The 20241-nt window shown below is 75.8% G+C and carries 17 protein-coding genes; 10 read left to right on the top strand and 7 right to left on the bottom strand.

Going from position 1 to position 20241, the window contains the following annotated elements:
• Positions 1-9: 9 nt before the first annotated feature.
• Positions 10-2685 (bottom strand): LuxR C-terminal-related transcriptional regulator, encoded by a 2676-nt coding sequence (locus LPU43_RS07550; RefSeq protein WP_229399530.1) that lies wholly within the window; start codon positions 2683-2685, stop codon positions 10-12.
• Positions 2686-2883: 198 nt separating this feature from the next.
• On the opposite strand from LPU43_RS07550, the gene LPU43_RS07545 reads away from it, so the two are divergent.
• The 9 genes from LPU43_RS07545 to rdgB all read left to right on the top strand — a co-directional run bounded on the left by LPU43_RS07545 (position 2884) and on the right by rdgB (position 9786).
• Positions 2884-4428, top strand: a complete 1545-nt coding sequence (locus tag LPU43_RS07545) for a hypothetical protein (RefSeq protein WP_229399529.1) — start codon at positions 2884-2886, stop codon at positions 4426-4428.
• An 82-nt stretch (positions 4429-4510) separates the two neighbouring features.
• The gene (clpS, locus tag LPU43_RS07540; RefSeq protein ID WP_229399528.1) at positions 4511-4801 is read left to right on the top strand and encodes an ATP-dependent Clp protease adapter ClpS; all 291 of its coding nucleotides are present in this window, start codon (positions 4511-4513) and stop codon (positions 4799-4801) included.
• 2 nt (positions 4802-4803) lie between these two features.
• Entirely contained in the window at positions 4804-5298 is a 495-nt protein-coding gene (locus tag LPU43_RS07535; RefSeq protein ID WP_229399882.1) for a DUF2017 domain-containing protein, read from the top strand.
• A 52-nt stretch (positions 5299-5350) separates the two neighbouring features.
• Positions 5351-5839, top strand: coding sequence for a M67 family metallopeptidase (locus tag LPU43_RS07530; RefSeq protein WP_229399527.1), 489 nt, complete (start codon positions 5351-5353; stop codon positions 5837-5839).
• Positions 5840-5913: 74 nt separating this feature from the next.
• Positions 5914-6258: a MoaD/ThiS family protein gene (locus LPU43_RS07525; RefSeq protein WP_229399526.1), complete on the top strand. Its 345-nt coding sequence runs from the start codon at positions 5914-5916 to the stop codon at positions 6256-6258.
• Positions 6259-6269: 11 nt separating this feature from the next.
• A complete protein-coding gene (locus LPU43_RS07520) occupies positions 6270-7235 on the top strand; it encodes a PLP-dependent cysteine synthase family protein (protein WP_229399525.1) in 966 nt (321 codons plus the stop codon).
• Between the two features lie 231 nt (positions 7236-7466).
• Positions 7467-8213 (top strand): MBL fold metallo-hydrolase, encoded by a 747-nt coding sequence (locus tag LPU43_RS07515; RefSeq protein ID WP_229399524.1) that lies wholly within the window; start codon positions 7467-7469, stop codon positions 8211-8213.
• 128 nt (positions 8214-8341) lie between these two features.
• On the top strand, positions 8342-9067 hold the full coding sequence (rph, locus tag LPU43_RS07510) for a ribonuclease PH (protein WP_229399523.1): 726 nt from the start codon (positions 8342-8344) through the stop codon (positions 9065-9067).
• Between the two features lie 107 nt (positions 9068-9174).
• Positions 9175-9786: an RdgB/HAM1 family non-canonical purine NTP pyrophosphatase gene (rdgB, locus tag LPU43_RS07505; protein ID WP_229399522.1), complete on the top strand. Its 612-nt coding sequence runs from the start codon at positions 9175-9177 to the stop codon at positions 9784-9786.
• A 116-nt stretch (positions 9787-9902) separates the two neighbouring features.
• On the opposite strand, the gene hutH is transcribed toward rdgB, so the two are convergent.
• The 6 genes from hutH to LPU43_RS07475 all read right to left on the bottom strand — a co-directional run bounded on the left by hutH (position 9903) and on the right by LPU43_RS07475 (position 17947).
• Positions 9903-11441 carry a histidine ammonia-lyase gene (gene hutH, locus LPU43_RS07500; RefSeq protein ID WP_229399521.1) on the bottom strand — a complete coding sequence of 513 codons (1539 nt, stop codon included), beginning with the start codon at positions 11439-11441 and terminating at the stop codon, positions 9903-9905.
• On the bottom strand, positions 11429-12610 hold the full coding sequence (gene hutI, locus LPU43_RS07495; protein WP_229399520.1) for an imidazolonepropionase: 1182 nt from the start codon (positions 12608-12610) through the stop codon (positions 11429-11431). The genes hutH and hutI overlap by 13 nt, the downstream gene beginning before the upstream one ends.
• On the bottom strand, positions 12607-13956 hold the full coding sequence (locus LPU43_RS07490) for a formimidoylglutamate deiminase (protein WP_229399519.1): 1350 nt from the start codon (positions 13954-13956) through the stop codon (positions 12607-12609). Before LPU43_RS07490 ends, hutI begins: the two co-directional genes overlap by 4 nt.
• Positions 13957-14194: 238 nt before the next feature.
• A complete protein-coding gene (locus tag LPU43_RS07485; RefSeq protein WP_229399518.1) occupies positions 14195-15421 on the bottom strand; it encodes an allantoate amidohydrolase in 1227 nt (408 codons plus the stop codon).
• A gap of 14 nt (positions 15422-15435) precedes the next feature.
• Positions 15436-17079 (bottom strand): urocanate hydratase, encoded by a 1644-nt coding sequence (hutU, locus tag LPU43_RS07480; RefSeq protein ID WP_229399517.1) that lies wholly within the window; start codon positions 17077-17079, stop codon positions 15436-15438.
• Between the two features lie 13 nt (positions 17080-17092).
• On the bottom strand, positions 17093-17947 hold the full coding sequence (locus tag LPU43_RS07475) for a MurR/RpiR family transcriptional regulator (protein ID WP_229399516.1): 855 nt from the start codon (positions 17945-17947) through the stop codon (positions 17093-17095).
• A gap of 141 nt (positions 17948-18088) precedes the next feature.
• On the opposite strand from LPU43_RS07475, the gene LPU43_RS07470 reads away from it, so the two are divergent.
• On the top strand, positions 18089-20221 hold the full coding sequence (locus tag LPU43_RS07470; RefSeq protein WP_229399515.1) for a trypsin-like peptidase domain-containing protein: 2133 nt from the start codon (positions 18089-18091) through the stop codon (positions 20219-20221).
• Positions 20222-20241 lie beyond the last annotated feature (20 nt).

Here is a 20241-nt window from a genome sequence, read left to right as displayed (position 1 = left end):
GCCTAGAGTTCACCCGGCCGCATCGCCCTCCTGGCCCGGGAAGGACCGCAGCGCGGAGCGCAGCTCGGCCCGCCCGGCCACCCCGAGCTTGCCGTAGACGCGCTGGAGGTGGTTCTCCACCGTACGGCTCGAGAGGAAGAGCCGTTCGCCGATCACGCGGCTGGTCACGCCCTCGGCGGCGAGCCGGGCGACCTGCCACTCGCGGTCGGTGAGGGCGGGCTGCCCCAGCCGCAGCGCCGGGGTGTCGATCAGGTCACACGGGCCGAGCAGCTCGGCGAGGCGCTCGTGGGCGGGGCCGGCGGCGGGGGACCGGCCGCCCCGCAGCCGGCGCAGCGCCGCCGTGGTCGCCTCGGCCGCGAAGACCCGCAGCCCCAGCGCGGCGAAGTCGTCGGCCACCGCGAGCAGCTCGTCGGCCGGGCCGGGGCCGGCGGCCCGGGCGTAGCGGGCCAGCAGCGGCGGGAGCGGGCCGTCGACCCGCTCGCAGAGCTCGGCCAGGCGTTGGGCCACCGTCCGCCGCGCCCCGTCGGTGCAGGTCGGCCCCACCGGGGCGGCGGCCTGGTCGAGCCGGACCAGGTCGTGCAGGACGAGCATCTCGTGGCCGGCGAGCCCGTCGGCGCGGAGCCGGTCGGCCAGGGCGGCGAGGTGCCTGACGGCGCCGGGCAGGTCGCCGCCCACGGCCAGCACCGCGCCCCGGGCCTGCTCCAGCCACGGGTAGAGCACCGCCATCTCCGGGGCGTGGGTGCGGTCCGCCTCGGCCATCGCCTCGGCGGCGTGCGCCGCGTCACCCCGCAGCGCCGCCGCCTGGGCGCGCTCGGCGTGCGCCAGGCCCGCGTACACCCGGCTGGCGGCGAGCACCGCGCACGCCTCCAGGCTCGTCTTCAGCGCCACGCCGCTGCGACCGCGCAGCCGCGCCGCGTGCGCCTGGAGGACGGCCAGGTAGCCGGTGCCGAGCCGGAAGTCGCCCGCCCCGGCCAGGTCGGCGAACTCGTCCGCGACGATCGCGTCGATGCCGGCGAGGTCGCCGGAGAGCGTGAGCCGGGTGCCCCGGGCCAGCTCCAGCGCGAGTTGCAGGTAGGGCATGTCGGCGCGCCAGCGGGCCACCTCGGCCTGGACCTGCGCGATCGCCGCGCCGCTGCGGGCGAACTGGCCCTGCGCGGCCTGGAGGTGGGCGAGGGTGCACCGGGCCAGCTCGCGGGCGGCCACCCCGGCGGCCGGGCGGTCGAGCACCGCCTGGGCCAGGCGCACCGCGTGGGGGACGTCGAGCCGGTGCAGCCGCATGATCGCCTCGAAGGCGTTCACCCGGGCCCGGGCGGTGGCGTCGGTCAGCTCCGCGCCGCGCGCGGCGACCTCGTCCACCGTGGACTCCCGGCCGAGGCCCCAGTAGTTCACCATCCCCCGGACGGTGAGCCACCGGCCGTAGCGCCCCTGCTGCGCCGGGGGCGGGGCGATCGAGCCCAGCGTGGCGACCGCCTCGTCCGGCCGGTCGGCGAACATCAGGATGGTGGCCAGCAGCTCCGCCGCGTCGAAACCGCCGTCGGCGTCCAGCGCCGCCCGGGCCAGCCGGGTGGCCAGGGGCACGTCGTACCGGGCGAACGCCTGGGCGGCGGCGTCGAGCAGCAGCGCCGGGTCCTGTCCGGTGCCGGAGTCCAGCCGCCAGACCGCCACCCGCAGCAGGTCGTCGCGGCGGCGCGCGCCGACGGACTCGAGCAGCTCGGCCAGGCGGGCCTGCAACCGGCGGGTGCGGCTGACCGGGCAGCGGCGGCGCATCACCTCGCCGTAGAGCGGGTGGGCCGGCCGCACGTCCACCCGGCGGTCGTTCTGCGCCACCGCGATGAGGCCGCGCTCCTCGGCGGTCTCCACGTCGGCCTGCTCCACCGCCTGGTAGAGCAGGTGCAGGCCGAGCGGCTCGCCGAGGGCGACCAGTTCGAGCACCGCCCGCACCCCGGGCGTGAGCTGCCCGATCCGGGTGTCGATCAGATCGGTGAGGCTGGGGGCCAGCGCCAGCCGGCCGGTCCAGCGCCAGAACCCGTACGTGCGGGTCAGCTCGCCGGGCGGGGTGGCCTCCACCAGCTCGCGCAGCAGCAGCGGGTTGCCGCCGGAGAGCCGCCACAGCCGCTCGGCGGTGCAGACCTCGACGGGGCCGCCGAGGATGGCCGCGAGCAGCTCGTCGGTCTCGGGGCGGCCGAGCGGGGCCAGCTCCGCGTGGTCCACCACGCCGCCGGTCCACAGTGCCCGGATGGGCAGCGGCAACTGCTCGCCGTCGCGCAGCGTGCCGATCACGGCGGTGTTCTCGGCCCGGGCGACCAGGTGCACCAGCGCCGCCGAGGGCGGGTCGAGCAGGTGCGCGTCGTCGACGGCCAGCACGATGCGGCGGCCGGCGGCCTGCTGCTGGAGCTGGCCGACGGCCCAGCGCAGCACGCCCGCCGGGGAGAGCCCCTGCGGCTGCTCGGCGGGGAGGATCTGGACCATGCCGCCGAAGGGCAGCGCGGCGGTGGTGGCGCTGGCCTCGACCGACCAGACCGCGTGCGCGTCGGTGGGAACCGCCGCCAACGCCTCGCGCAGCAGCCGGCTCTTGCCGACCCCGGCGGAGCCGCTGAGGAAGAGCCCGCGCCCCTCGGCCCCGGTCGCCGCGGCGAGCAGGCGGTCGAACTCGGCCCGGCGGCCGACGAACCCCCACCGATCCATCGGGGCAGCATATCGATGGAATTCGGTGCGCGCTCGCTCCGTCACGCGGCGAAGTTGAGTAATCCACTGATTACCCGTGAGTACCCGACGTGCCCGCCCGGGCGGCCCGCCGGTCGTACTCTTCCCGCACCGGGGGTGTCACCCCCTGTGATTCCTCGCGGCCCGGTGCGAGCGGCCGCCCGCACCGGGAGGCCGTCGATGCAGCCCGCTCCTCTCCGCACGGTCGGCGCGACCGACGACCCGATCGGCGTCGTGCCCCGCCGCGCGCCGCTGCCCGCGCGGCTCGGGGTCACCGCCCCCGGGGCGGACCAGCCCCTCGCCGTGGTGGCCGCCGGCCCGGCCGGGGCCGCCCGGCGGGGCGTGCTCGCCGCCCTGCTGGGCGTCGCCCCCGGGGCGCTCGCCGTCCCGTCCGGGAGCTGGCTGCTGGTCGGTCACGCCGGGGTGCCCACCCGCGCGGCCTACGTGCCGGGCTACCGCCAGCCCCACGCGTACGCGCCGGACGGCTCGGCGGGGCCGGCGCTGGCCCGTCCGCCGCGCCGGGTCGAGCTGGCCGTCGCCGAGCCGCTGCCGCGCCGCTTCGCCCTGGTCGACTCGCCCGACGGCAAGCTCGGCGTGGCCGGCGAGCGGGTGCTGCGCGACGCGCTCGGCCGGGCCGGCGCGCTGCTGTTCGTGATCGCCGCCGACCAGGCGTTCCTCTCCGCCGAGCTGCGCCTGCTGGCCGAGGTCGCCCGCTCGCCGGTCGAGGTCTTCTTCGTCGTCACCCCCGGGGCGTCGGGCTGGGCCCCGCCGTCCGTCGCCGCGCGGGCCGACGCGGCGGAGGCGGCCGTTGCCTCGCCGTCCGGGGCATCCGTCGCCGCGCCGCCCGACGGGGCCGAGGCGGCCGTCGCCGCGCACCGCGCCGCGCTGCTGGCCGCCGTGCCCGCTCTGGCCCGGGCGCGGTGGTATCCGGCCCGGCCGGAGGGCACCGACGCGCTGCGGCGCGACCTCGTGGGCTGGGCCGCCGACGAGGGGCTGCGCCGCGCCAGCACGCAGCCCCCGGAGCCGCCCGGCGCGCACGGCAAGGTGCCGGTGCTGCCCGGCGTCGAGGCGACCGACTGGGCCGGGCGGCTGGACCGGCAGGTGCGCGTCTGCGCCCAGCGCCTCCGCCAGGACGTCGCCCTCGAACTGGCCGAGGTCCACCTGCGGATGGTGCAGGAGATCGTCTTCGGGGTCGGCTGCGCGGGCCTGCCCCAGCTTCTCGACCGCGAGATGGAGGCGCTCTCGCTGCTCGCCACCGTCGAGGGCGACCGGGCCGCGCGGGGCCTGCTCGACGCCGCCGCCGGGCAGGTCTTCGGCGCCCCCGTGCCCGCCGGCCTGCGGCGGCGGATCATCGACGCCGTGCGCTGGGACCTGGCCCGCAACCCGCCGGACGGGGAGCTGGACCGGGTGTTGTTGATCACCAGCACCGCCGGTGTGGCCGGGCTGACCGGCGCCGACGCGGCCGACGCGCTCTCGGGCTACCCGGGTGGGGAACGCGTCGAGGTGCTCCCGCCGTTCGCCGTGGCGCTCTCCGGCGGCTGCTGGCAGCGCTGGCGCGGCATCGGCGGCGACGACCGGGGCGCCGCGCGTTCCTGGGCCCAGCGGGCGCTGCGCGAGGTCGAGTTGGAGCTGACCCGGGAGGTCTCCAGGCGGTTCGAGGCGCTGCGCGTCTCGCTCCGCGCGGTGCTCTCCGACGCGGTCGACCACGGCATCCTGCTCGCCTGACGGGGCCGGTGTGATCAGCGATCCGGGCCCGGCCGGCGTTCCGGTTCATCGCTTCCGGGGAACCGGTGGCACGATGGGGGGCATGGCGGCTCCGCAGGTTGCACCGGTCGAGGCGCCGGACACCGAAGAGGTGCCGGTCTCCGACCGGCCGTGGGTGACGATCGTGTGGGACGACCCGGTCAACCTGATGTCGTACGTGACCTGGGTCTTCCAGAAGCTGTTCGGGTACAGCAGGGAGAAGGCCGAGAAGCTCATGCTGGACGTGCACCACAAGGGCCGGGCGGTGGTCTCCAGCGGGGCCCGGGAGCGGATGGAGCACGACGCGGCCCAGTTGCACGCGTACGGGCTCTGGGCCACGGTGGAGAGGTCGTGAGCATGTTCCGTCGCCGGGGCGACCGCTACGTGGCCGACCTCGCCGTGGACGAGATCCGCGTGCTGCGCAAGGTGGCGTCCGAGGTGGTCGGGCTGCTGACCGACGGCTTCGACCACAGCGACCCGGTGGTCGGCCGGCTCTTCCCCGAGGTCTACCCGGACGACTCGGCCGGCACCGCCGAGTTCCGCACGTACACCGAGGGCGACCTGAAGACCGGCAAGATCGACCAGGCCGGGGCGATCCTCGCCGCGCTGCCCGAGACCGCCGGCGGCGAGGTGCAGCTCGACTCCGAGGCGGCCGAGGCGTGGCTGCGGGCCCTCAACGACGCCCGCCTCGCGATGGGCGTGCGGCTGGAGATCAAGGACGGCACGGACCTCGGCGCGGAGCTGGACGAGGCCGTCACCGCCGACCCGTCGTCGAGCCGGGTGTTCCAACTGTCGGTGTACGCCTACCTCGGTTATCTCCAGGAGTCCCTGCTCAACGCCATGATCGACTGATGGTGACCGTCGCCACCTGCGGCCGGACGCGTGGAGGCGCTAGGCTGGGGGCGTGCTGAGCATCGACCGGTCGATCATCGACGCGATCGTGTCCCACGCGCGCCGGGACCACCCCGACGAGGCGTGCGGCGTGGTCGCCGGTCCCGCCGGCAGCGACACCCCCACCCGGCACGTTCCGATGGAGAACGCCGCCCGCTCCATGACCTTCTACGAGTTCGACTCGATGGAGCAGTTGCGGCTGTGGCGTGAGATGGACGACCGCGACGAGGAACCGGTCGTCATCTACCACTCGCACACCGCCACCGAGGCGTACCCGTCCCGTACCGACATCTCCCTCGCCGGTGAGCCGGGGGCCCACTACCTGCTCGTCTCCACCCGGGAGCCCGACACCGAGGAGATCCGGTCCTACCGGATCGTCGACGGTGTGGTGACCGAGGAGCCGGTCCGGATCGTGGACGCCGCCGTGGACCCGCACGCCGTCCAGTCCTACATGTTCGGGCAGAGCCCGGCGACGGTCGACTACGAGTGTTCCGACCGCTGACCCCAGCGGCACCGCGACATTCCCCCCATCCCCGTCTCCGTGCGACCGCACGTTCAACAAGGAGTAGGACAGTCATGGCCATCGAGGTTCGCATCCCCACCATCCTGCGCAGCTACACCGGCGGCGCGAAGGTCGTCGAGGGTTCCGGCGACACGCTCACCGACCTGCTCGCCGACCTGGATACCCGGCACGCAGGCCTGCGTGCCCGCCTGGTCACCGACGCCGGGGCGCTGCACCGGTTCGTCAACGTCTACGTCAACGACGAGGACGTCCGCTTCCTCGGCGCGCTCGACGCCAAGCTGAACGACGGCGACAGCGTCACCATCCTGCCGGCCGTGGCCGGTGGCGCGTTCGGCTTCGCCGCCGCGGCGGCGATCGCCTCGCACGCGGCGGCGACGCGCGCGGCCGCCGCCCGCTGAGGCGGCCGGCGATGACGCGGTACGACAACCTCCTGGACGCCTGCGGCGGCACGCCCCTGGTCGGGCTGCCCCGGCTCTCGCCGACGGTGCCCGCCGGGGCACCGCCGGTGCGGCTCTGGGCCAAGCTGGAGGACCGGAACCCGACCGGCAGCATCAAGGACCGGCCGGCCCTGTTCATGGTCCGCCGGGCCGAGGCCGAGGGCCGGCTCCGCCCGGGTGACACCATCCTGGAGCCGACCAGCGGCAACACCGGCATCTCCCTGGCCATGGTGGCCAAGCTGCGGGGGTACCGGCTGGTCTGCGTGATGCCGGAGAACGTCTCGACCGAGCGGGTCCAGCTCCTGCGGATGTACGGCGCGGAGATCATCTTTTCGCCGGCCGCCGGTGGCTCCAACCAGGCCGTCGCCACCGCCAAGCAGATCGCCGCCGAGCACCCCGACTGGGTGATGCTCTTCCAGTACGGCAACGAGGGGAACGCGCGGGCGCACTACGAGACCACCGGCCCGGAGCTGCTGGAGGACCTGCCCACGATCACGCACTTCGTGGCCGGTCTGGGCACCACCGGCACCCTCATGGGCACCGGCCGCTACCTGCGGGAGAAGGTCGACGGCATCCAGATCGTGGCGGCGGAGCCCCGCTACGGCGAGCTGGTCTACGGCCTGCGCAACATCGACGAGGGGTACGTCCCCGAGCTGTACGACGCCACGGTGCTGACCCGCCGGTTCTCCGTCGGCACCCGCGACGCCGTGCTGCGCACCCGGCAGCTCGTCGAGGTGGAGGGGATCTTCGCCGGCTTCTCCACCGGGGCGATCCTGCACGCCGCCCTCGCCGTGGCCCACGAGGCGATCCGTGACGGCCGCCGGGCCGACGTGGCGTTCGTGGTCGCCGACGGCGGCTGGAAGTACCTCAGCACCGGCGCGTACGGCGGCACCCTCGCCGACGCGGAGGACGCCCTGGAGGGCCAGCTCTGGGCCTGACCGTGGCGTGACGACGCCGACGGGCCGCGACCGGGTGACCGGCGCGGCCCGCGCGGTGCCCGCTGCGGGAAACGGGGCGCGGGTGTCACGTTGATGACAACTTCCATCAGATGATTCTTGGCCCGGCACCCGTCGGCGTAGGCTGCGCAGCGTGTCGTACGCGTCGGTAGAGATCATCGACAGGGCGCCGGTTCGCGCGGCAGCTACGGGGCGTGACGGCGGGACAACCTGATGAGACTGACCGTTCTCGGCTGCGCCGGGAGCTTCCCCGGCCCCGACTCCCCGTGCTCGGCGTACCTGATCGAGGCCGACAACTTCCGGCTCCTGCTCGACTTCGGCTCGGGCTCGCTCTCCACCCTCCAGCGGTACGCCGGGCTGCACGCCCCGGACGCCATCCTCCTCACCCACCTGCACTGCGACCACATCCTCGACGCCGCGTCGTACGTGGTGGTGCGCCGGTACGGCCCCGACGGCCCGTACCCGCCCCTGCCGGTGTACGCCCCGTCGGGCGCGCCGGACCGGCTCGCCCTGGTCTACGGCCAGGAGGACAGCACGGTCGAGGACGTCTACCAGTTCTACGGCCTCCAGCCCGGCACCTTCCCCATCGGCCCGTTCACGGTCACGGTGGACCGGATGAACCACCCCGTCGAGACGTACGGGGTGCGGCTGGAGCACGACGGGCGGGTGCTCTGCTACTCCTCCGACACCGCCCCCTGCGAGGCGCTGCTGCGGCTGGCCCAGGACGCCGACGTCTTCCTCTGCGAGGCCAGCTACCTCGACGGGGTGGAGAACCCGCCGGACCTGCACCTGACCGGCCGGGAGGCCGGCGAGGCGGCCACCAAGGCGGGCGTCGGCCGGCTGCTGCTCACCCACCTCGTCACGGCGTGGGGCAGCGAGGCGCTCACCGTCCAGGCGGCCGGCGGGGCGTACGACGGCCCGCTGGAGGTCGTCCGCGCCGGTGGCCGCTACGACGTCTGACAGGCGGCTGCTACGGCGTCTGACCAGTGGGCTGCTACGGCGGCTGAGCGGCGGGCGTGGCCACGGTCGCGGCACGGCACCGGGGCACCCCGGGGCGACGCGATCATCCCACCGCATAGGGTGCAGGCATGGCGCGACCTGACGGGCGGCGGCCCGACCAACTCCGACCGGTGACCCTGACGCGGGGCTGGAGCACCCACCCCGAGGGCTCCGTGCTCGTCGAGTTCGGCGGAACCCGGGTGCTCTGCACCGCCAGCGTCACCGAGGGGGTGCCCCGCTGGCGCAAGGGCTCCGGGCTCGGCTGGGTCACCGCCGAGTACGCGATGCTGCCCCGGGCCACGAACACCCGCTCCGACCGGGAGAGCGTCAAGGGCCGGGTGGGCGGGCGGACCCACGAGATCTCCCGCCTGGTCGGCCGCAGCCTGCGGGCCGCCATCGACCTCAAGGCGCTCGGCGAGAACTCGATCGTGCTCGACTGCGACGTCCTCCAGGCCGACGGCGGCACGCGCACCGCGGCGATCACCGGCGCGTACGTGGCGCTGCACGACGCCGTGACCTGGCTGGCCGCCCGCAAGGCGCTCGCCGGCAAGCCGGAGAAGGTGATGCACCGGTCGGTGGCCGCCGTGAGCGTCGGGATCGTCGCCGGCGAGCCGCGCCTCGACCTGTGCTACGAAGAGGACGTGGCCGCCGAGGTCGACATGAACGTGGTCTGCACCGGCGTCGGCGAGTTCGTGGAGGTGCAGGGGACGGGGGAGTCCGGGGTCTTCGCCCGCGACCGGCTCGACGCCCTGCTCGACCTGGCCGTCGCGGGCTGCGCGGAACTGGCCGAGGCCCAGCGGAAGGTTCTCCTGTGAGCGCGAGGAGTGAGCTTGCGAGCCCCGCAGTCGCGAACGAAGGTGAACCTGTGAGCGCGAGGAGTGAGCTTGCGAGCCCCGCAGTCGCGAACGAAGGTTGAAACAGCATGAACAAGGTTTTGCTCGCCACCCGTAACCGGAAGAAGCTGATCGAGCTTCAGCGGATCCTCGACGGCGCGCTCGGGGCGCACCGCGTCGCGCTGCTCGGCCTCGACGACGTCGAGGAGTACCCGGAGCTGCCGGAGACCGGCCTGACCTTCGGCGAGAACGCGCTGATCAAGGCGCGCGAGGGCTGCCGGCGCACGGGCCTGCCGACCATCGCCGACGACTCCGGCATCGCGGTCGACGCCCTCAACGGGATGCCCGGCGTGTTCAGCGCCCGTTGGGCCGGCCGGCACGGCGACGACCTGGCCAACCTCCAGCTCGTGCTGGACCAGATCGCCGACCTGCCCGACGGGCACCGGGGCGCGTCGTTCGTCTGCACGGTGGCGCTGGTGCTGCCGGGCGGCAAGGAGCACCTGGTCGACGGCCGCCAGGCGGGCCGGCTGCTGCGCGCGCCGCGCGGCGAGGGCGGCTTCGGGTACGACCCGATCTTCCTCGGCGACGGCCAGGACCGCACCAACGCGGAGCTGACCCCGCAGGAGAAGGACGCGATCAGCCACCGGGGCAAGGCGCTGCGCGAGCTGGCCAAGCTCGTCGCCAAGGTGCTGCCCGCGTAGACCGGGCGCCAGGTCGGCGACATGGCGCGTTCCGGGGCGGGTGGAAGGCGCGATGTCGCCGACATGGAGTCGGTCAAGGGCCCGCCCGGCTCCTGCCGCCGGTGGGCTGACGGGCCTCAGCCCAGCGGGCCGACCTCCCGCTCGATCGCGGCCCGCAGCTCCGGCCCGGCCACCACGTCGCGGGCGGCCTCCATCAGCGGGGCGAGGAAGACGTCCGGCCCCGGCTCCCCGATCGTCGCGCCGAGCGAGGCCAGGGCAGCCCGGCCGGCCGGCGACGGGGTCAGCGGGGCGCGGAGCTGGAGCCCGCGTACGGCGGCCAGCAGCTCCACCGCGAGCAGGCTGGTCAGGTTGTCCAGCACCGTGCGCAGCTTCTTGGTGGCCGCCCAGCCCATCGAGACGTGGTCCTCCTGCATCCCGCTGGTGGGCAGCGAGTCCACCGAGGCGGGGGCGGCCAGCCGGCGGTTCTCCGCGACGATCCCGGCGGCGGTGTACTGGGCGATCATCAGCCCGGAGTTGACCCCGGCGTCGGGGGAGAGGAACGCCGGCAGCTCCCGGTTCCGCGCGACGTCGAGCAGCCGGTCCACCCGGCGCTCGGCGATCGCCCCCACCTCGGCGGCGGCGATGGCCAGGAAGTCGGCGGCGAAGCCGAGCGGCGCGCCGTGGAAGTTCCCGGTCGACTCGACCCGGCCGTCCGGCAGCACCACCGGGTTGTCCACCACCGACACCAGCTCCCGGTCGGCCACCGTCCGGACGAAGTCCAGGGTGTCCCGGGCCGCCCCGGCGACCTGCGGCGCGCAGCGCATCGAGTAGGCGTCCTGCACGGCGTGGGCCAGGTCGTCGCGGTGCGAGTCCATCACCGCCGAGTCCTGCAACAGCCGGTGGATGTTGGCCGCCGCGACCGACTGGCCGGGGTGCGGGCGGATCGCGTGCAGCTCCGGCAGGAACGGCCGCTCCGAGCCGAGCATCGCCTCGATGGCCAGGGCGGCGGTCACGTCGGCCATGGTGAACAGGTGCGCCGCGTCGCGGATCGCCAGCAGCAGCATGCCGAGCATGCCGTCCGTGCCGTTGATCAGGGCCAGCCCCTCCTTGGCGGCCAGCGCGACCGGCGTCAGCCCGGCGCGGCGCAGCGCCTCGGCGGCGTCGGCCCGCTCGCCGGCCGGGCCGAGCACCCAGCCCTCCCCGAGCAGCGCCAGCGCGCAGTGCGCGAGGGGGGCGAGGTCGCCGGACGCGCCGAGCGAGCCGTGCTCCGGCACCCACGGGGTGATGTCGTGGTTGAGCAGGTCGACCAGGGCCTCGGCGACCAGCGGGCGGACCCCGGAGCGGCCCAGCGCCAGCGAGCGGACGCGCAGCAGCATCATCGCCCGGACCACCTCGCGCGGCATCGGTGCGCCCACTCCGGCGGCGTGCGAGCGGATCAGCGCGTGTTGCAGCTCCGCCCGTCGCTCCGGCGCGACGAACGTGTTGGCCAGGGCCCCGAAGCCGGTGGAGACGCCGTACACGGGCCGGCCGGCGGCCTCGATCCCGTCCACGATGGACCGGCTGGCGCGCATGGCCTCCACGGCGTCCGGGCCGAGGACGACCTTCGCGGTGCCGCGCGCCACGGCGAGCACGTCGGCGGGAGAGATCCCGGTGGGCTGGATGGTCACGATCGACATTGCGGCACTCCGTTGTGCAGGACCTGGCGGATCAGCGGGACACCGGGCCGGTAGGCCAGGTGCAGGTGGGACGGGGCGTCGAGGATGGTCAGGTCGGCCCGGGCGTCGGGCCGCAGCACCCCCACGTCGTCGCGGCGCAGCGCCCGCGCGCCCCCGGCGGTCGCGGCCCAGACCGCCTCCGCCGGGGTCATCCGCATCTCGCGTACGGCGAGCGCCACGCAGAACGGCATCGACGAGGTGTACGACGACCCGGGGTTGCAGTCGGTGGCCAGCGCCACGGTCACGCCCGCGTCGAGCAGCCGCCGCGCGTCCGGGTACGGCGACCGGGTGGAGAACTCCGCCCCGGGCAGCAGCGTCGCCACGGTCGGCGAGCCGGCGAGCGCGTCGACGTCGGTGTCGTCGAGGTGGGTGCAGTGGTCGACGCTGGCCGCGCCCAGCTCCACCCCGAGCCGCACGCCGGGCCCCGGGCCGAGCTGGTTGGCGTGCAGCCGCGCCCCGAGCCCGGCCGCCTGACCGGCGGTGAGGATCGCGCGGGCGTGGTCGGCGTCGAACGCGCCCCGCTCGCAGAACACGTCCACCCAGCGGGCGTACGGGGCGGCGGCGGCGAGCATCGGCCCGCAGACGAGGCCCACGTAGTCGTCGGGGCGGTCGGCGTACTCGGCGGGGACGACGTGCGCGCCGAGGAACGTGGTCTCCCCGGTCACCTCGGCGGCGATCCGCAGCGAGCGGGCCTCGTCGGCGACCGTGAGGCCGTACCCGCTCTTGATCTCGATCGTGGTGGTGCCCTGCCGCGTCGCCTCGCCGACCAGCCGGCGCACGGTGGCCCGCAGCTCGTCGTCGGAGGCGGCGCGGGTCGCGCCGACCGTGGTCCGGATGCCCCCGCCGGTGTACGGCTCGCCGGCCATCCGGGCGGCGAACTCGGCGGCCCGGTCCCCGGCGAAGACCAGGTGGGCGTGGCTGTCCACGAAGCCGGGCAGCACGGCCGCCCCCTCGGCGTCGATCCGCCGGTCGGCGGCGGGCGCGTACCGGGCGGGGCCGACCCAGGCGACCCGCCCCTCCTCCACCAGCACGGCCGCGTCGCGGCGCAGGCCGAGCGGGCCGCCGTCGCCGCTGCCGGCCACGTTGGTGACCAGCTCGCCGATGTTGTCGACGAGCAGGCTGCCGCTCACCGGGTCACCGCCCCGATCGCGGCGCGCAGCTCGCGCGGCACGTCCACGCCCAGGTGCCGCCCGTCGGCGACCACCCGCCGGCCGTCCACGACGACCGAGACGACGTCGGCGGCGGTCGCCGCGAAGAACGCGCCCGCCGGCGGCACCCCGGCCGTGCGGGCGCTGTCCAGCCGTACGGTGACCAGGTCGGCGCGGTCGCCGACGGCGATCCGGCCGGCGTCGCGCCAGCCCAGCGCAGCGTGCCCGGCGACGGTCGCGGCGGCCAGCAGCTCCGGCGGGGCGAAGTGGCCGCGCCTACGGGTGCGCAGCCGCTCGTCCAGCTCGACCGCGCGGGCCTCCTCGAACAGGTCGACTACGGCGTGGCTGTCGCTGCCCAGGCTGAGCGGGGCCCCGGCGTCGGCCAGCCGCCGCGCCGGGCCGATCCCGTCGGCCAGGTCCCGCTCCGTGGTGGGGCAGAGGCAGACCCCGGTGCCGCTCTCCCCGAGCAGCGCCACGTCGCCGCCGGTCGGGTGGGTGGCGTGCACGGCCGTGGTGCCCGGCCCGAGGGCCCCCCGGTCGGCCAGCAGCCGGGTCGGGGTGCACCCGTGCGCGGCCCGGCAGGCGTCGTTCTCGGCCGGCTGCTCGGAGAGGTGCACGTGCAGCGGTACCCCCTCGTTGCGGGACGCGAAGGTGGCGATCCGGTCGGCCGGCACCGCCCGCACCGAGTGCAGCGCGGCCCCGATCCGGGCGTGCGGCGGGGGGGCCAGCCGGTCGTGCCGGTCGGACCACCCGTCCACGTCGCCGTCGCCGAAGCGCCGCTGCGGGCCGGCGAGCGGCGCGCCGTCGACCGTGGCCGTCAGGTAGAGCGTGTCGAGCAGGGTGATCCGGATGCCGGCCTGGGCGGCGGCCTCGACCAGGGCCGCGCCCATCGCGTTCGGGTCGGCGTAGGGCGTGCCGTCGGGGCCGTGGTGCAGGTAGTGGAACTCGCCGACGCAGGTGATCCCGGCCAGCGCCATCTCCGCGTACGCGGCGCGGGCCAGGGCCAGGTAGCTGTCCGGGTCGAGGCGGGCCGCCACGTCGTACATGGCGTCGCGCCAGGTCCAGAAGTCGCCCCGGCCGGTGTGCGTGCGCCCGCGCAGGGCCCGGTGGAACGCGTGCGAGTGGGCGTTGGCCAGCCCGGGCAGGGTCAGGCCGGCCAGCCGGGTGGCGTCGCCGAGCACCTCCACCCCGGCGGCGGGGGCGCCGCCGGCGGCGAGCGGGGTGACGGCGGTGATCCGGCCGTCCTCGGCCTCGATCAGCACGTCGGCGGTGGGCTCGGCCCGGTCGGGCAGCCAGGCGTACTCGGCGAGCCAGCGGGTGCCGGTCACCTCGCCGGCCCCCTTTGGAGCTGAGCCGTCGGCGACATCGGGCGGCCGGACCGATATGTCGGCGTCATCGGGCGGACGTACCGATCCGTCGGCGCCATCGGGCGGGGGCGGCCGGGCCGGTCCGCGTGCGCCACCGAAATGAAGCGTTCGGGCCGATTCGTCCGCGACATCAGCTCCACAGGGGCCGCCGGGGGGTGCCCGACCCGGCCGGTCGCCGGCGCGGGACCACAGGGGATGGTCAGGCGCGGGGGCATGTCAGCTCCTTGAGGACGCGGGCCAGGGCGGTGACCCCGGCGGCGCAGTCGGCGTCGGTGGCCGCCTCGGCGGGGGAGTGCGACACCCCCGTCGGGTTGCGCACGAACAGCATCGCGGTGGGCAGGTGCCCGGCGAGGACCCCGGCGTCGTGGCCCGCCCCCGTCGGCAGCACCGGCGCGTCGAGCAGCGCCGCGAGCCGCCCGCCGAGGCCGCCGTCGAAGGCGACCAGCGGGGTCGCCGACTCCTCGGTCACGGTCAGCTCCGTGCCGTCGCGGCCGGCCCGCTCGGCGGCCTTGGCGCGCACCGCCTCGACCAGGCCGGCGACGGTCTCCGGGTCGGCGGCGCGGGCGTCCAGCCAGCCCGTCACCGTCGACGGGATCGCGTTGGTCGCGTTGGGCTCGACCCGGACCCGGCCCACCGTGGCGTGCGCCCCGCGCAGCCGGGCCTCCTTGTTCGCCGCGAGCACCGTGAACGCGTACGTGAGCATGGGGTCGCGGCGGTCGGCCATCCGGGTCGTACCCGCGTGGTTGCCCTCGCCGTGGAAGTCGAAGCGCCAGCGGCCGTGCGGCCAGATCGCGCTGGCGACCGCGACGGGCGCGTCCTGCTCGACCAGCGCGCGGCCCTGCTCGACGTGCAGCTCCACGAAGCACGACCAGCCGCCGAGCAGGTCGGGGCGCGCGCCCGCCGGCTTCTCGCCCAACGCCTCGGCCAGGCTCACCCCGTCGGCGTCGCGCAGCCCGGCCGCGCGGTCGGCGTCCAGCGCGCCGGTGAGCAGCCGGGAACCCAGGCAGGGTACGCCGAACCGGGCCCCCTCCTCCTCGGCGAACGCGGCCACCACCAGGGGCCGGGCCGGGGTGTGGCCGGCGGCGCGCAGCTCGTCCACCGCGAGGAACGCGCTGACGATGCCGAGTGGGCCGTCGTACGCGCCGCCGTGCGGCACCGAGTCGAAGTGGCTGCCGGTGAGCACGGCGTCGGTGGCGGCGGGGTCGCCCCAGCGGGCGAAGAGGTTGCCGTTGCCGTCGGTGGTGACCGGCATCCCCCGGCGGTCGGCCTGCGCCCGGAACCAGGCGCGCAGCGCCAGCTCCGGCCCGGTGAACGCGTACCGCAGGTAGCCGCCGCTGCCCGGGTCGCGGCCGATGGGCGCGATCTCGTCCCACAGCGCGCGGAACCGGTTAGGAAGGGGCCCTTCCTCTACCGAATGCGTTAACAAGGTGCCCTTCCTTTCTACGCCATGGGGACGCGGACGCCGGTGCGGTCCGCGACCTCGCGGGCGGCCTCGTAGCCGGCGTCGACGTGCCGGATGACGCCCATCGCCGGGTCGTTGGTGAGCACCCGCTCGATCTTCTGCCCGGCCAGCGGCGTGCCGTCGGCCACGCAGACCTGGCCGGCGTGGATCGAGCGGCCGATGCCCACCCCGCCGCCGTGGTGGATCGACACCCAGGACGCCCCGCTGGCGGTGTTGACCAGCGCATTGAGCAGCGGCCAGTCGGCGATCGCGTCGGAGCCGTCGGCCATCGCCTCGGTCTCCCGGTACGGGCTGGCGACGCTGCCGCAGTCCAGGTGGTCCCGGCCGATCACCACCGGCGCGCTCAGCTCGCCGGAGGCGACCATCTCGTTGAACCGCACCCCGGCGCGGTCCCGCTCGCCGTAGCCGAGCCAGCAGATCCGGGCCGGCAGGCCCTGGAAGGCGACCCGCTCGCCGGCCAGCCGGATCCACCGGGCCAGGGACTCGTTCTCCGGGAACAGGTCGAGGATCGCCCGGTCGGTGGCGGCGATGTCGGCCGGGTCGCCGGAGAGCGCCGCCCAGCGGAACGGGCCCTTGCCCTCGCAGAACAGCGGCCGGATGTACGCCGGCACGAAGCCGGGGAAGTCGAACGCCCGCTCGTACCCGCCGAGGCGCGCCTCGCCCCGGATCGAGTTGCCGTAGTCGAAGACCTCGGCCCCGGCGTCGAGGAAGCCGACCATCGCCTCGACGTGCTTCGCCATCGACGCCCGCGCCCGGTCGGTGAACTCGGCCGGCTTCGCCTTCGCGTAGTCCCCCGCGTCGGCCGGCTCCACCCCCTCCGGCAGGTACGACAGCGGGTCGTGCGCGCTGGTCTGGTCGGTGACGACGTCGATCTCGACGCCCCGGCGTAGCAGCTCGGGGAAGACGGTCGCGGCGTTGCCGACCACGCCGACGCTGAGCGCGCGGCGGTCCCGCCTCGCGGCGAGCGCCCGCTCGACGGCGTCGTCCAGCGAGTTGGCGACCTCGTCCAGGTAGCGGTCGCGCACCCGGCGGTCGAGGCGGGACCGGTCCACGTCGACGACCAGGCACGCGCCGCCGTTCATGGTGACCGCGAGGGGCTGCGCCCCGCCCATGCCGCCGCAGCCGGCGGTCAGGGTCAGCGTCCCGGCCAGGCTGCCGCCGAACCGCTTCGCGGCGACGGCGGCGAACGTCTCGTACGTGCCCTGGAGGATGCCCTGGGTGCCGATGTAGATCCAGGAACCGGCGGTCATCTGCCCGTACATGGTCAGGCCGAGGGACTCCAGGCGGCGGAACTCCGGCCAGGTGGCCCAGTCGCCGACCAGGTTCGAGTTGGCCAGCAGCACCCGGGGCGCCCACTCGTGGGTGCGCAGCACCCCGACGGGGCGGCCGGACTGCACCAGCATCGTCTCGTCGTCGCGCAGGTCGGTGAGCGTGCGCACCAGCGCGTGGTACGACGGCCAGTCCCGCGCCGCCCGGCCGGTGCCGCCGTAGACGACCAGGTCGTCGGGGCGCTCGGCCACCTCCGGGTCGAGGTTGTTCATCAGCATCCGCAGGGCGGCCTCCTGGGGCCACCCCGGGGCGGTGAGCGCGGCGCCACGGGGGGCGCGGACGGGCTGGGGCATCTCGTCTCTCCTCTCAGCCGAGGAACAACTGGCGACGGGCGGCGGAGGACTCGAACGCCTCCAGCCGGCGCTGGGTCTCGGCGGGGGCGGCGTCGCAGATGGCCTCGAGGACCACCATCGCCAGGGTCATCGGGGCGGTGTGCAGGTCGAACACGAGGTCGGTGCCGACGGCGGCGGGGAGCAGCACCTCGGCGTGCTCGCCCGCCGGGCTGACGGGCGAGTCGGTGATCGCCACCACGGTCAGCCCGGCGTCGCGCGCCGCGCGCAGCGCGTCCAGGCTCTCGCGGGGGTAGCGGGGCAGCACGAAGGCCAGCAGGGCGCTCGCCCCCGCCTCGGCGGCCTGTTCGAGGCGGTCGAGGAGCAGGCTGCCGCCGTCGTCGAGCACCCGCACGTCCGGGTGCACCTTCGCGGCGAAGTACGCGAAGTACGCGGCCAGCGGCGCGGCGGCCCGCAGCCCGAGCACGGGCAGGGGGCGGCTCGCGGCGAGCAGCTTGCCGGTCTCGGCGATGCGGCCCCGGTCGGCGAGCCGGTCGGCGAGCCGCTCCAGGTTGCCGATCTCGGCCCGGACGGCGCGCTGGAGCTCGTTGCCGTCGCCGGCCGCTCCGCCGGGCGCGGCGGCGGTCAGCTCGCGCAGCCTGCGGCGCAGCGCCGGGTACCCGTCGTGCCCGAGCGCCACGGCGAACCGGGTCACCGACGGCTGGCTCACCCCGGCCAGCTCGGCCACCTCGGCCGCGGAGAGGTACGCCGCCGTGGCGGCGTGCTGCACCAGGCTGTGCGCGATCCGGCGCTGCGTCGGCGTGAGCCGGACGCCCCGGACCAGGTCGAGCACCCGGTCGGCGGACGCCCCGGACGTGCCCTCCTCATTCATGCGGCGACTCTATGCATGGAAACTTTCACAGGCAACCCCCGCCCGGACGCCCGGCGGGTGTCGGCGGTCGCCCGGAGCGGGTGCTCTGCTAGGGCTGCCTCTGTACTATCCGCACGGCGGGTGAGCAGAGGAGTGTGGGGCATGCAGCCGAACGGTCCGTACAGGTTCACCGAGGTGATGGGCGTTTGCCAGGTGGGCAAAGCCTGGTGGGCCGTCGACGGGCAGGACCGGCTGGTGACGGTCGCGGTGCTCGACTCCCTGGTGGCCGAGCATCCGCAGTGGCGGCAGGCGTTCTCCGGCATGGCCGACGTGCTGGCCGCCCCCGGCGGCGGTGGCCGCCCCTACATCGGCGCGGACTTCGACGCGCCCGAGCCCTGGGCCGCCTACGCCGCCGACGGCGGGCCGGGTGCCGAGCACCTCTTCCAGGCGCTCGGTCACCCGATCCGCACCGAGCGGTCGCGCGACGACAGCACCGTCGCGATGCTCCAGGTGCCCGCGCAGCAGGCCCCCCGCTCCACCGCCGAGCCGAGCACGCAGCCGACGTCCGGCGGTCCCGTCTCGGCCCAGCCGATCTCCGGCGGGCCCGTCTCCGCCCAGCCGATCTCCGGCGGCCCCGTCTCCGCCCAGCCGGCCTCCGGCGGGCCGGTCGCCCCGTGGGCGTTGCGGGGCGACCCGTCCCAGCCCGCGTCGGTCTCCGGCCCTCCACAGTCGGTCTCCGGGCCGCCGCACCCGGTCTCCGGTGGGCCTAGGTCCGTCTCAGCGCCCCCGCAGCCGGTCTCCGGTGCGCCGCAGTCCGTCTCCGGCCCCCCGCAGTCGGTCTCCGTGCCCCCGCGGGCGGTGTCGGCGCCCCCGGGGTTCGCCACCGCCCGCCCCGTGTCGGTGCCGCCGCAGCACCAGCCGGTGAGCGTCCCGCCGCACGACCCGTTCGCCGCGCCGGCCCGCCGCATCCAGCCCTCCGCGCCGCCCCGGCGGCGTGGCGTCGGGGCGCTGGCCGCCGTCGCGGCCCTGCTGCTGGTCGCCCTGGCCGCCGGCGGGGTCGGGATCTGGGGCGTCACGGCCGCCGGGTCGGAGTCGCCGGCCCCCACCCCGACCGTCGCCTCCACCGCCTTCCCGACCGCCACCCCGGTCAGCCCCGGCCTCAAGCCGTGGACGCAGGCGGCGCTGCGCAGCCCCGAGGAACGGGCGCTGGCCACCGTCGGGCCGTCGCTGGTCTTCATGGAGGTCATCGTCACCGGGTACGTGCGGAACAAGGCGGACGGCGCGCTGCTGCGCAAGGCCCCGGTCATCCTCAACCGGCGGTGCACCGGCTTCGTGGCGCGCCCCGACGGGCACGTCCTCACCAACAGCCAGTGCGTCCAGCCGACCCCGGAGATCCTGCTCTCCAACGCCCTCAGCGCCCTGGGCAACGCGCTCGTCGCCGAGGGCGACCTCAAGCAGGCCGAGGTCGCGGCCTTCGCCAGGGCCCGACAGCGGACCACCGTCTTCACCGGACCGGAGGCCGGCAGCCAGCCCGAGTCCAGGCTGTACGGACAGCTCAACGTGGCCAAGGGCGACGTCACGGACACCCCGGCGACCCCCGGCACCGTCGTGCGGGCCCTCACCCTGGAGGAGGGGAACGTCGCGCTGGTCAAGCTGGCCCAGGAGAACCTCCCCGCCGCCGAGCTGAACCCGTCGGCCACCGTCGCCGCCGAGACCTCCCTGCTCGTCCTCGGCTACGGCACCACCGACACCAGCTACCGGTCCGCCACGTACACGGTCGCGTCGAAGCCGGTGACCGTGACCGGGGTGGACGCCCAGTCGCCGGTGAACGCGTACCGGATCGACGCGGACCTGGGGCTCTACTCGCGCGGCGGCATCGCGATCGACGCCGGCGGTCGGGTGGTCGGGATGCTCGACAACGACATCCTGCGGCCCGACAAGGCAAACCGCCTGGTCGTCCCGGTGGCCACGATGTCCGGGCTGCTCGGCGCGGCCGGCGTCGAGAACAGCCTCGGCGCGGCCGACAAGCGTTACCGCAGCGGCCTCGACGCCTACTTCGCCGGCCGGAACTCCGCCGCCATCAAGGAACTGGACGGCGTCGTGCGGGACTCCCCGGCCAACCTCCTGGCGCAGGTCTACCGGCAGGCGGCCGTGGACAGCGGCGGCGGCGCCGACGCGGCGGCCGAGCGGCCGGGGTGGGCGGTGCCGCTGCTCGCCGTGGCCGGCGGCGCGTTCGCCGCCGGGCTCGTCGGCCTGGTGGTGCTGCTGCTCCGGCGGCGCGGCGCGGCGGCGTAGGGACGCCCCGGCCCGCGCCG

The sequence above is a fragment of the Micromonospora okii genome (assembly GCF_020884795.1).
Classification (GTDB): domain Bacteria; phylum Actinomycetota; class Actinomycetes; order Mycobacteriales; family Micromonosporaceae; genus Micromonospora; species Micromonospora okii.
This window is presented reverse-complemented; position numbering and strand designations above follow the sequence as displayed.

Excerpts from the sequence above, each read along its gene's own strand:
- LPU43_RS07550 (WP_229399530.1), bottom strand. The coding sequence starts at position 2,685 with ATGGATCGGTGGGGGTTCGTCGGCCGCCGGGCCGAGTTCGACCGCCTG.
- LPU43_RS07545 (WP_229399529.1), top strand. The coding sequence starts at position 2,884 with ATGCAGCCCGCTCCTCTCCGCACGGTCGGCGCGACCGACGACCCGATC.
- clpS (WP_229399528.1), top strand. The coding sequence starts at position 4,511 with ATGGCGGCTCCGCAGGTTGCACCGGTCGAGGCGCCGGACACCGAAGAG.
- LPU43_RS07535 (WP_229399882.1), top strand. The coding sequence starts at position 4,804 with ATGTTCCGTCGCCGGGGCGACCGCTACGTGGCCGACCTCGCCGTGGAC.
- LPU43_RS07525 (WP_229399526.1), top strand. The coding sequence starts at position 5,914 with ATGGCCATCGAGGTTCGCATCCCCACCATCCTGCGCAGCTACACCGGC.
- LPU43_RS07520 (WP_229399525.1), top strand. The coding sequence starts at position 6,270 with ATGACGCGGTACGACAACCTCCTGGACGCCTGCGGCGGCACGCCCCTG.
- LPU43_RS07515 (WP_229399524.1), top strand. The coding sequence starts at position 7,467 with ATGAGACTGACCGTTCTCGGCTGCGCCGGGAGCTTCCCCGGCCCCGAC.
- rph (WP_229399523.1), top strand. The coding sequence starts at position 8,342 with ATGGCGCGACCTGACGGGCGGCGGCCCGACCAACTCCGACCGGTGACC.
- rdgB (WP_229399522.1), top strand. The coding sequence starts at position 9,175 with ATGAACAAGGTTTTGCTCGCCACCCGTAACCGGAAGAAGCTGATCGAG.
- hutH (WP_229399521.1), bottom strand. The coding sequence starts at position 11,441 with ATGTCGATCGTGACCATCCAGCCCACCGGGATCTCTCCCGCCGACGTG.
- hutU (WP_229399517.1), bottom strand. The coding sequence starts at position 17,079 with ATGCCCCAGCCCGTCCGCGCCCCCCGTGGCGCCGCGCTCACCGCCCCG.
- LPU43_RS07475 (WP_229399516.1), bottom strand. The coding sequence starts at position 17,947 with ATGAATGAGGAGGGCACGTCCGGGGCGTCCGCCGACCGGGTGCTCGAC.
- LPU43_RS07470 (WP_229399515.1), top strand. The coding sequence starts at position 18,089 with ATGCAGCCGAACGGTCCGTACAGGTTCACCGAGGTGATGGGCGTTTGC.